This window comes from Chlamydiales bacterium (genome assembly GCA_031292375.1).
Taxonomy (GTDB): domain Bacteria; phylum Chlamydiota; class Chlamydiia; order Chlamydiales; family VFKH01; genus JARLHF01.
In genome coordinates this window covers 1-9,276 of sequence record JARLHF010000032.1, presented here as the reverse complement: position 1 = coordinate 9,276, position 9,276 = coordinate 1, and the positions used below count along the sequence as shown (strand labels likewise).

Below are 9,276 nucleotides of genomic sequence, written 5' to 3'. Positions count from 1 at the left end.
TTAGAAAAATTGAAATTTTTTGAGTAGATTTATTGATAAATTTTTCAAGCATATGTGAACATATGCTTGAAAAATTTAACGATAAAGATGTCAAAAAAGACAATTTTAACAAGCAAATGTAATTACGCAAGAAGTCTAATAGCTTAACTGTGGATAGATAACCCTTAACATGAGAGCTGGTATTCCAAGCATGCCGTACCAGAGCCCCTCTTTTAAATTAAGAAGCGCCGATTGATGCCAACCATCTTTATCGGAAAGAACTTCTGCTGAAGCGTTTTCTAAAAAGGTTACAGTTCTTGAGGACTTATAAGGGGCTGAATCTGCGCTGAGTGCATGCGCATAGAAAATAGCACCTGCTACAATGTTGATAAGGGCCATCAGTTCTAAAAAAGGTGTTGCTGCCACATTCATGATAGCATTTGCAGGATAGAGCCAAATATAATGCCATCTACTTCTTGTGTTTCCACAAGTCCTTGCGAATTTACCAAGGCATCCAATTCCTTCGTAAAGATTTTTTGAAAATGTTCCAAGCCTTAAGGCTCCATCTACCGAATAATACATGCAAATAACCAAAAACACGTAAGTTAAAGATAGCGATTATATGTTTAAAGATAATATAAACGATATCTTTATTTTTTCTTAATGCCTTTTCATTATAACTCTTCTAAAATTAAGAATAGGGAGTTATATATATGAATGTTAGTTTATCTCGTTCTTCTATGGGGAAAGGATTATATGAATCGCTTGCCATAAATTCCATGAAAGCTGATGATATAAAAATAGTCCTTGATGCAATAAAAAATGTAGACAAAACAAAACAGTGGGTTTGCTATGATTTAAGAGCTCAGAATAGCTCACTTTTTGGCAGAATCTTGTATGTGATTTTGCGATGGATTCCAAGAGTAAAATCTTTTTTTTATTCTGTTAATTTAGATTCTTCTAAAAATTGTTTGAATGAGCTAAAGGTAAAAGTTAACCAGCTGCAAGATAGGGAATTACAAAAGCTTTTCAATGAAGCCGTGGGTAATTTTAATACTATTGCTCCTAGGCACCAGGCAGACCTAATTCTTGAAAATGAAATGACCCCAACATTAGAAGAGAATAAAATTAGAAAAGCAAACAATACTTTACTTAATGCATTTAAGCTTTGGACGTCGACAGGACAGATAGCAAAATTAGGTTTTCAAGCGACTGGAGATGTTAGCGATGAGGGCATTTGTGTATTGAACTTCAACGTTGAGTGCCCATGTATTTTTTTGACAGACTTAAATCTGATTACAGATCGCAGCTTAAAGCACCTTGAAAGTATGCGAGGAGTGGAAAGAATAGAGATTAAAGGATGTTCGAAAATTTCTGCAGAAGGTGTTATTAGTCTACTTCGCCATATAGATAAAAGTAAACTTTCCAGAATTCGCCTAGAGGGTAGTTGTTTTTTAACTCCAGAGCTAATTGCTCAATTGGCAAAAATGCCTATCAATACATACATTTATCTTGGTGATTTACAACCATCGCAACTTAAGAATGAAGATTTAGCACCCCTTGTAAACATACAAGACAAAGTTTTGCAAATAAAGAATCTCTCAGAAGAGACAATGAATGGGCTTAACTATAGGCGATTAGACCCATTCAAAATAAAGTGTTGTTAGGAGTATAACATGCAAATTAAATTGTCTCGTTTTCCAGCCTCTGGATTGTATGAATCAATTGCGATAGATTCCATGAAAGCTGATGATATAAAAATAGTCCTTGATGCAATAAAAAATGTAGACAAAACGAAACAGTGGGTTTGCTATGATTTACTGCCTCAGGATAGCTCACTTTTTGGCAGAATCTTGTACGTGATTTTGCGATGGATTCCAGGTGTAAAATCTTTTTTTTATTCTATTGATTTGGATGCCTCTAAAAACCGTTTAAATGAGCTAAAGGCAAAAGTTAACCAGTTGCAGGATAGAAAATTAGAACAGCTTTTCAATGAAGCAGTAGGTAATTTTAATGCTATTGCACCCAGACACCAGGCAGATTCAATTTTTGAAAGTGAAATGACTCCAGATAGTGATAAAGCTAACCGTTATTTATCTCAGGTATTTACTTTGGTGGCAGTACGAAGCAATATGATATCAGAAAATGGTTTTCGTATTTCTGTTATAGATTTAAAATATGTAAGCGATGAGGGTATTTGTGCACTGGATTTTACTAATCGCACTTGTAAAGTTTTTTATTTAAAAGACTTGAAAGTGATTACAGATCGTAGCTTAAAGCACTTTGAAAGTGTACAAGGATTAGAACGCTTGGAGATTACAAGATGCCCAAAAATTTCTACAGATGGCGTTATTAGTTTACTTCGTAGTGTAGATAAAAGTAAGTTTTCACAGTTTTCTTTGGAAGATAGCTGCCCTTTAACTCCTGAGCTAATCGCTCAACTAGCAGAAATGCCAGCTCTTACAAAAATTTGTCTTGGAGATTTACAGCCATCAAAGCTTAAAGATGATGATTTAGCCCCTCTTAGAAATAAAATAGGTGTGACTTTACAGATAACTAAACCTGCTTTAGGTTAGTAACTCATGTTATGCAAAAACTTTAAAATAGACTGGCAGTGAGATGCAATCTGTTTCATCTCACTGTTTCACTCTCGTCAGCAATGGCTCCCACCATTGCCTCTTCGTGAGATAAGACATCTTACATCCCTAGCAAGAGTCTATTTTAAAGTTTTTGCGTAACATAAATTAGTAAAATAATCGATGCGCTTTTTCATCTCTCGCTCAAAGCCGCGCTCTACGGGTTCATAAAAGATAACTGGCTCAAAAGAGTCTGGAAAGTAGTTACTACCAGAAAATCCTGAAGGTAAATCGTGGTCATAGATGTAATTTTTTCCATAGCCCATATCCTTCATGAGCTTTGTAGGGGCATTGCAAATATGCAGGGGAGGTGCAAGTTCAGAGGTCTCTTTAGCAACTGCATAGGCTAGCTTATGCGCTTTGTAAAGAGAATTACTCTTTGGAGCAAGTGCTAAATAGACTATTGCTTCTGAAAGGGCCAAGTCACCCTCTGGTGAGCCAAGCATTTGATAGGCATGAAAAGCGCTCACTGCAAGTTTTAAAGCTTCTGGGTCTGCAAGGCCAATATCTTCTGTTGCCATACGGATGATTCTTCTTGCTAAAAATAGTAAATCTTCTCCACCTTCAACCATACGTGCAAACCAATAAAGAGAGGCATTAGGGTCCGATCCTCTTACAGCCTTATGCAGAGCAGAAATAAGATTATAGTGCCCCTCTCCCCCTCTATCATATAAAGGGGCTCTTTTTTGTAGTAAATTTTTAAGAAGATCTATTGAAATGGGTTTGTCAAAGGATATATTGTGCAAACTTTCAACCATATTGAGTAAATAGCGCCCATCACCCTTTGCAAGCTCTAGTAGCATCTTTCTTGCATCCACTTCAAGATTAAGTTGTTTGTATGTTGCTTCATAGCGGCTTAAAATTTTTTCTAGCGATGTCAAGTTTAAAGAATTTAGCGTCAATACGCGCATTCTTGAGAGAAGCGCGTTATTGAGCGTAAAAGAGGGATTTTCAGTAGTAGCACCTACAAGTATAAAAGTTCCATTTTCAATATAGGGGAGGAATGCATCTTGTTGTGCTTTATTGAACCTATGAATTTCATCTACAAATAAGATCGTAAATTTGTGAAAAAGGGGACTATTTTCAACTTCCTGTACAACCCTTCGAATGTCTGCAATACCACTAAATGTTGCAGAAAGAGTAATGAAGCGAGCAGAGAATTCTTTAGCATAAAGCTTTGCAAGAGTTGTTTTTCCAGAACCAGGAGGCCCCCAAAGTAGGACAGAAAGAGGCACTTTTTGTTTAATTGTATGGTAGATCCAGCCGCCTTCTTGAAGAAGGTGCTCTTGTCCAACAAGTTCATCTAGGATTTGAGGGCGTAAAAGGTCAGCAAGTGGCATAATGATTGGGCTGAGTATAACTGATATAAGAAAAACAAGAAATGAGTTTATTTGTGTATACACAAACAAGTTCAAGAATTGTTTTTTGACTCTCGCCAAAGCCCCGAGGCTCAACGATCATAATCAACTCAATATTAGCATATGGAGTTGATTATGATCGTTGAACCGCGAAAGCTTTCGCGTTGTCAAAAACCAATTCTTGAACTTGTTTGTGTATATTAATGGCAAAACGGTTTATATTCCTCACTCTTGAAAAAATTATTTCTTCTAGGAGCTTAGAAATTTGTGAAGTGGATCAATTTTATTATAGGAATTATTTTTGGTGTGGCTCTTTGGTTTATAACCCCTCCAGAGGGAGTAGATCAAAAAGCTTGGCATCTATTTGCAATTTTTGTTGCCACAATTTGCTGTATCGTTACAAAGCCATTTCCAATGGGAGCAATTGCTCTTATGGGACTTTTGGCTACTCTATTGACGAATACATTGACATTTACAGAGGCGTTTAGCGGATATAGCTCAGATGTTGTATGGCTTGTTGTTTTAGCATTTTTTATTGCTAGAGGATTTATCATCACGGGGCTTGGCTCTCGTATTGCCTACATTTTCATGAAATACTTTGGTAAGAAAACACTCGGTTTAAGTTATGGTCTGTGTTTAACGGAGTTAATTTTAGCCCCTGCTGTTCCAAGTATAACTGCAAGAGCAGGTGGTATCATCTATCCTATTTTATTGTCTCTTTCAAGAGCTTTTGGTAGTGATCCTCACAATGGAACTGCTGCAAAGCTTGGAACTTTTTTAACGCTAACAGCATTTCAAGCAACATGCATCACAAGTGCTATGTTTTTAACTGCCATGGCAGGAAACCCTCTCATTGCTGAAATTGCAGGAACCTCTGGCATCAATATTACCTGGGGTAACTGGGCACTTGCAGCCATTGTTCCAGGCATTCTTTCCCTTATTATAGTCCCTTACGTTATTTATAAAATATCTCCACCTATCATTAAAGAGACTCCTCATGCTAGGGGTTTTGCAGAAGATAAGCTCAAAGAGATGGGTAAGATTAAAAAGAATGAATGGGTGATGCTTGGCACATTCTTATTGCTGCTTTGTTTGTGGATATTTGGCGCAGAAATAGATATGAAGGCGTCAGTAACAGCGCTACTTGGTATTTGTATCTTGCTTGTAACAAATGTATTACAGTGGAAAGATGTTCTTAAAGAAGAGAGTGCTTGGGATACATTGATCTGGTTTGCAACGCTTTTAATGATGGCAGGATTTTTAAATAAATTTGGTCTGACAACATGGTTTAGTCAATTTGTAGTTAGCAATATTAGTGGTTTTAGCTGGATCATTGCATTTAGTGTCTTGAGTATCCTTTACTATTATTCACACTACTTTTTTGCAAGTAACGTAGCTCATATAGGAGCCATGTATGCAGCCTTTTTAGTTGTGTCGATTGCACTTGGAGCACCACCCCTTGTTGCAGCCCTTGTGCTTGGATTTTTTAGCAACCTTTATGGTGGCCTTACGCATTATGGATGCGGTCCTGCTCCTATATTATTTGGCTCTGGGTATGTACCTATCAGTACATGGTGGAAGGTTGGATTTATCATAAGTGTCGTCAACATCATTATCTGGCTTGGAATTGGCGCACTTTGGTGGAAAGCAATTGGAATGTGGTAAAGTATGCTTGCAGTACAAAACTTGTCACTTCGTTTTGGGGACAAGTGGCTGTTTAAAGATCTTTCTGTGCAGTTTTTATCGCATAATCGTTATGGCCTGATAGGGGCAAATGGTTGTGGAAAGACAAGCTTTTTAAAGATTTTAGCAAGCAGCTTAATGCCAACTGTTGGAGATGTGCTCATACCCAATAAAAGCAAGGTAGGAACACTAGAACAAGATCACTTCTTATACGACAAGGAAAGCATACTCAACACAGTGCTGATGGGTAATCATGCACTATGGGATGCGCTTGTACGAAAAGAAGAGCTTTTGCAATGCAAAGAATTTGCGGAAAAAGAGAGTCTCTTGCTCTCTAAGCTAGAAGACACCATTGAAAAAGAGGGTGGATATATAGCTCAAAGCGTTGCTGCAAAATTATTAGAGGGTCTTGGACTTCCTGAAAATCAACATTTACACCCCCTACATACACTTTCTGGCGGGTATAAATTGCGAGTGCTTCTTGCAAAAGTTTTGTTTAGCAAGCCAGAAATTTTACTTTTAGATGAACCTACAAATCATTTGGACCTATTTTCTATTAAGTGGTTGGAAGGATATTTACAGATCTATGAAGGTGTTCTTATCGTAAGTTCTCACGACAAAGACTTTTTAAATAGCGTTTGCACACACATTGCAGATGTAGACTATGGCACTATCCGAATTTACAAAGGAAATTTTGATAGCTGCGTAGAAAAAAAGAAAGAAGAAGAGACTCAAAAGCTTGCACAAAGTACAACTTACGAAAAAAAACGTGAGAAATTACAAGGCTTTGTCGATCGTTTTGGTGCAAAAGCATCTAAAGCTATACAGGCGGGTGTTCGAGAAAAAATGATTGAAAAGCTCGATCTTGATGCTGAAAAGAACAAGCTATTACCAAGTAGTAGAGCCTACCCTAAGATAGTATTTAACATTTGTCGAAATTCTGGACAAATCCCTCTAAAGATTCAAAATGTTTGCAAGTCATTTGGTAAAAAGCAAGTGCTTCATGAAATTTCTTTTGAAGTGGAAAGAGAAGAGCGTATTGCAATCATTGGACCCAATGGAATTGGTAAATCTACGTTATTGGAGGTGATTACAGGAAACCTTCCCATGGATAGCGGCACGTTTAATTGGGGATTTGAGACACACTTTAGCTACTTTCCACAAAGTCATCCAAAGGATATGGAAAAACATTTAACACCTCTTGAATGGCTCTCTTTATTTGATAGAGAGGTTCGTCAAGAAACTTTACGCTCCTTGCTTGGTCAAGTGCTTTTTAAGAGAGATGATGTATTTAAAAAAATCGAATGCTTAAGCGGTGGAGAAGTCTCTCGTCTTGTTATCGCTAGGATGATGTTGCAAAAACATAATGTGCTTATTTTAGACGAGCCGACTAATCACTTGGATATGGAATCTATTGATGTGTTGACAGAAGCTCTTTTGAATTATAAGGGAACGCTTATTTTTGTAAGTCACAACTGTTTCTTTGTTTCAAAAATAGCTACGAGAATTATTGAAATTACGCCCTCTGGAGTGCGTGACTTTAAAGGTTCTTACGATGAATATGTAAGCGCAACAGAGCGTGATTATTTAAGTTCTAACATACCGCTGCGTCTTCGTTTTAGTAAGCAATTTCATCATGGTGATGAAATCATTACAACTAAAAAAGAGAGTGATGTAGGTTTTCAAGAAAAAAAGCGAAGCCAAAGTCAGCTGCGAAAAGAAAGAGAGCATGTTAAAAAGCTTGAGGATGCATGTACAGCTTTAGAAATGGAGATAAAAAAGTGTGATGAACAAATGGCTTCTTTAGAGTTTTATCAAAGCCTGAGTAGAGAAGATCAAAATAGAGTTCTCCTGTGTAAGCAAGAGGCAGAAAGCAAGCTTGCATTGCTCATGCAGGAATGGGAAGAGCGCTCCATCGCCCTAGAATCTGGTACTTGAATTTGTTTGTGTATATAAACGTAAGGGACATGTTTGAATAGAATGCAAGGCCTTCATTTAGATGAAGGGATTCACCAAGTAGATCATCTAGGACCTCTCTGTGCAGGTCTTGGCGTTCCTATACTTCTTACAGACCCATTTCAATCAGATCTTTCGAAAAAATATTACCCAGATCTTGATGTCAGACTAGTTGATAGAGAAGCATTCTTACCAGAAAATCTTTCAAAAACTTCCGACATTTTGCTGCTTTCTAACTTTTTAAAAAAAACAGATTTTCAAGCCCTTTTTCAAAGTAGTGGCAAGAAGATGCGCTCTATTTATTGTCCTCATGGTAATTCTGATAAAGGATCTACTTATTATTGGATGGAGCATTTTGCACATGAAGATTGTGTGTTACTCTATGGAGAGCGCATGATTGACTTTTTGAAAGAAAAGAATGTATTTGATTCCATAGAAAATTACGTTATCACAGGCAATTACCGCTTGCTTTACTATTTAAAGCATCAAGAGTTTTATGCCAAAATCGTTCAGGATGAAGTTGCTATCAAACTTAACCCCAAAAAGAAGACGATTCTTTATGCCCCTACATGGAATCAAGAGGACACATCATTTTTTACAGCATTTTCTTATGTCTTAGATGGACTTCCAGAGGAATATAACCTCGTTGTTAAGCTGCATCCTGGATTGTTGATCCATCATTTAGGAACTGTTTTACGCATGGTATCAAAGTATCAAGGAAGAAAAAATATTTTGTTTCTTGATGATTTTCCACCCATTTACCCAGTACTTGATTTTGTCGATATCTACATAGGTGATATGTCATCCATCGGATATGATTTTTTATATTTTAATAAGCCTATGTATTTTCTACATAATCAGATAGAGGCAAGTAAGTATCCCTTTTATTTGTATCAAGCGGGTGTTGTCATATCTTCTCATGAATATGTCTCTCTTTATTCTACAATAGAAAACACACTCTCTTTTGATGCTCATGTATTTAGTGAGAAAAGACGAGCAATGTATGCATATACATTTGGTAATCTCAAGTCCTTTGAAGACATTAGAAAAGATATTACGTTGACGATAAATAGCAATTTCAACATGAATAAATTCATCAACTAGTTTAAAGGTGTAGGAATGAAACATTTTGGAGCATTTGAAGCGAAGACTCATTTTTCTGAGCTCTTAGGAAATGTTATTAATGGAGAAAAATCCTTATAGCTTTGTCATAGATAGTTCTATGACTATGGCATGGTGCTTTGAAGACGAAAGCGATGATTATACAGAGATTATACAGATACTATTTTAGAGAGTCTTAAAAGTTTAACAGCTGTGGTTCCAACAATTTGGTCTTTAGAGGTAGCCAATGTTTTATTATTAGCTAAGAAAAATAAGAGAATAACAGAAATGCAAGCGGTAAGTTTTATCGATGCATTATCAGTTCTACCCATTATCATTGACCCATCTACTACGTTTAGAGCGATGCATGGCATATTTGTTTTGGCAGGTCAATCAGATCTTACAATATATGATGCAGCTTATTTAACGTCAGCTCGATTTTTAACTAGGTTATTGTTAACAACTTAAGCTCTTGTTCATTAAAATTTAAAGCTGGTTTTTTGGGTTGTATATTAGGAATAGGAATGACTCTAACGAAAATAAATGAAACACGGAGCCACAGA

At 36.7% G+C, this 9,276-nt stretch carries 8 protein-coding genes; 6 read left to right on the top strand and 2 right to left on the bottom strand.

Features of this window, described 5'->3' with window-relative positions:
• Positions 1 to 135: 135 nt before the first annotated feature.
• On the bottom strand, positions 136 to 561 hold the full coding sequence (locus P4L16_04655; protein MDR3624414.1) for a hypothetical protein: 426 nt from the start codon (positions 559 to 561) through the stop codon (positions 136 to 138).
• 131 nt (positions 562 to 692) lie between these two features.
• Between P4L16_04655 and P4L16_04650 the strand changes: the two genes are divergently transcribed.
• Positions 693 to 1,646, top strand: a complete 954-nt coding sequence (locus P4L16_04650) for a hypothetical protein (protein MDR3624413.1) — start codon at positions 693 to 695, stop codon at positions 1,644 to 1,646.
• A 9-nt stretch (positions 1,647 to 1,655) separates the two neighbouring features.
• Positions 1,656 to 2,555 (top strand): hypothetical protein, encoded by a 900-nt coding sequence (locus tag P4L16_04645; GenBank protein ID MDR3624412.1) that lies wholly within the window; start codon positions 1,656 to 1,658, stop codon positions 2,553 to 2,555.
• Positions 2,556 to 2,695: 140 nt separating this feature from the next.
• On the opposite strand, the gene P4L16_04640 is transcribed toward P4L16_04645, so the two are convergent.
• Entirely contained in the window at positions 2,696 to 3,955 is a 1,260-nt protein-coding gene (locus P4L16_04640; protein ID MDR3624411.1) for a replication-associated recombination protein A, read from the bottom strand.
• A gap of 285 nt (positions 3,956 to 4,240) precedes the next feature.
• Between P4L16_04640 and P4L16_04635 the strand changes: the two genes are divergently transcribed.
• From P4L16_04635 to P4L16_04620, 4 genes are all read left to right on the top strand, one after another.
• Positions 4,241 to 5,638, top strand: coding sequence for an anion permease (locus P4L16_04635; protein ID MDR3624410.1), 1,398 nt, complete (start codon positions 4,241 to 4,243; stop codon positions 5,636 to 5,638).
• Between the two features lie 3 nt (positions 5,639 to 5,641).
• The gene (locus tag P4L16_04630; GenBank protein MDR3624409.1) at positions 5,642 to 7,594 is read left to right on the top strand and encodes an ATP-binding cassette domain-containing protein; all 1,953 of its coding nucleotides are present in this window, start codon (positions 5,642 to 5,644) and stop codon (positions 7,592 to 7,594) included.
• Positions 7,595 to 7,636: 42 nt separating this feature from the next.
• Positions 7,637 to 8,716 (top strand): CDP-glycerol glycerophosphotransferase family protein, encoded by a 1,080-nt coding sequence (locus tag P4L16_04625; protein ID MDR3624408.1) that lies wholly within the window; start codon positions 7,637 to 7,639, stop codon positions 8,714 to 8,716.
• A gap of 210 nt (positions 8,717 to 8,926) precedes the next feature.
• Positions 8,927 to 9,181 carry a type II toxin-antitoxin system VapC family toxin gene (locus tag P4L16_04620; GenBank protein MDR3624407.1) on the top strand — a complete coding sequence of 85 codons (255 nt, stop codon included), beginning with the start codon at positions 8,927 to 8,929 and terminating at the stop codon, positions 9,179 to 9,181.
• Positions 9,182 to 9,276: the final 95 nt, after the last annotated feature.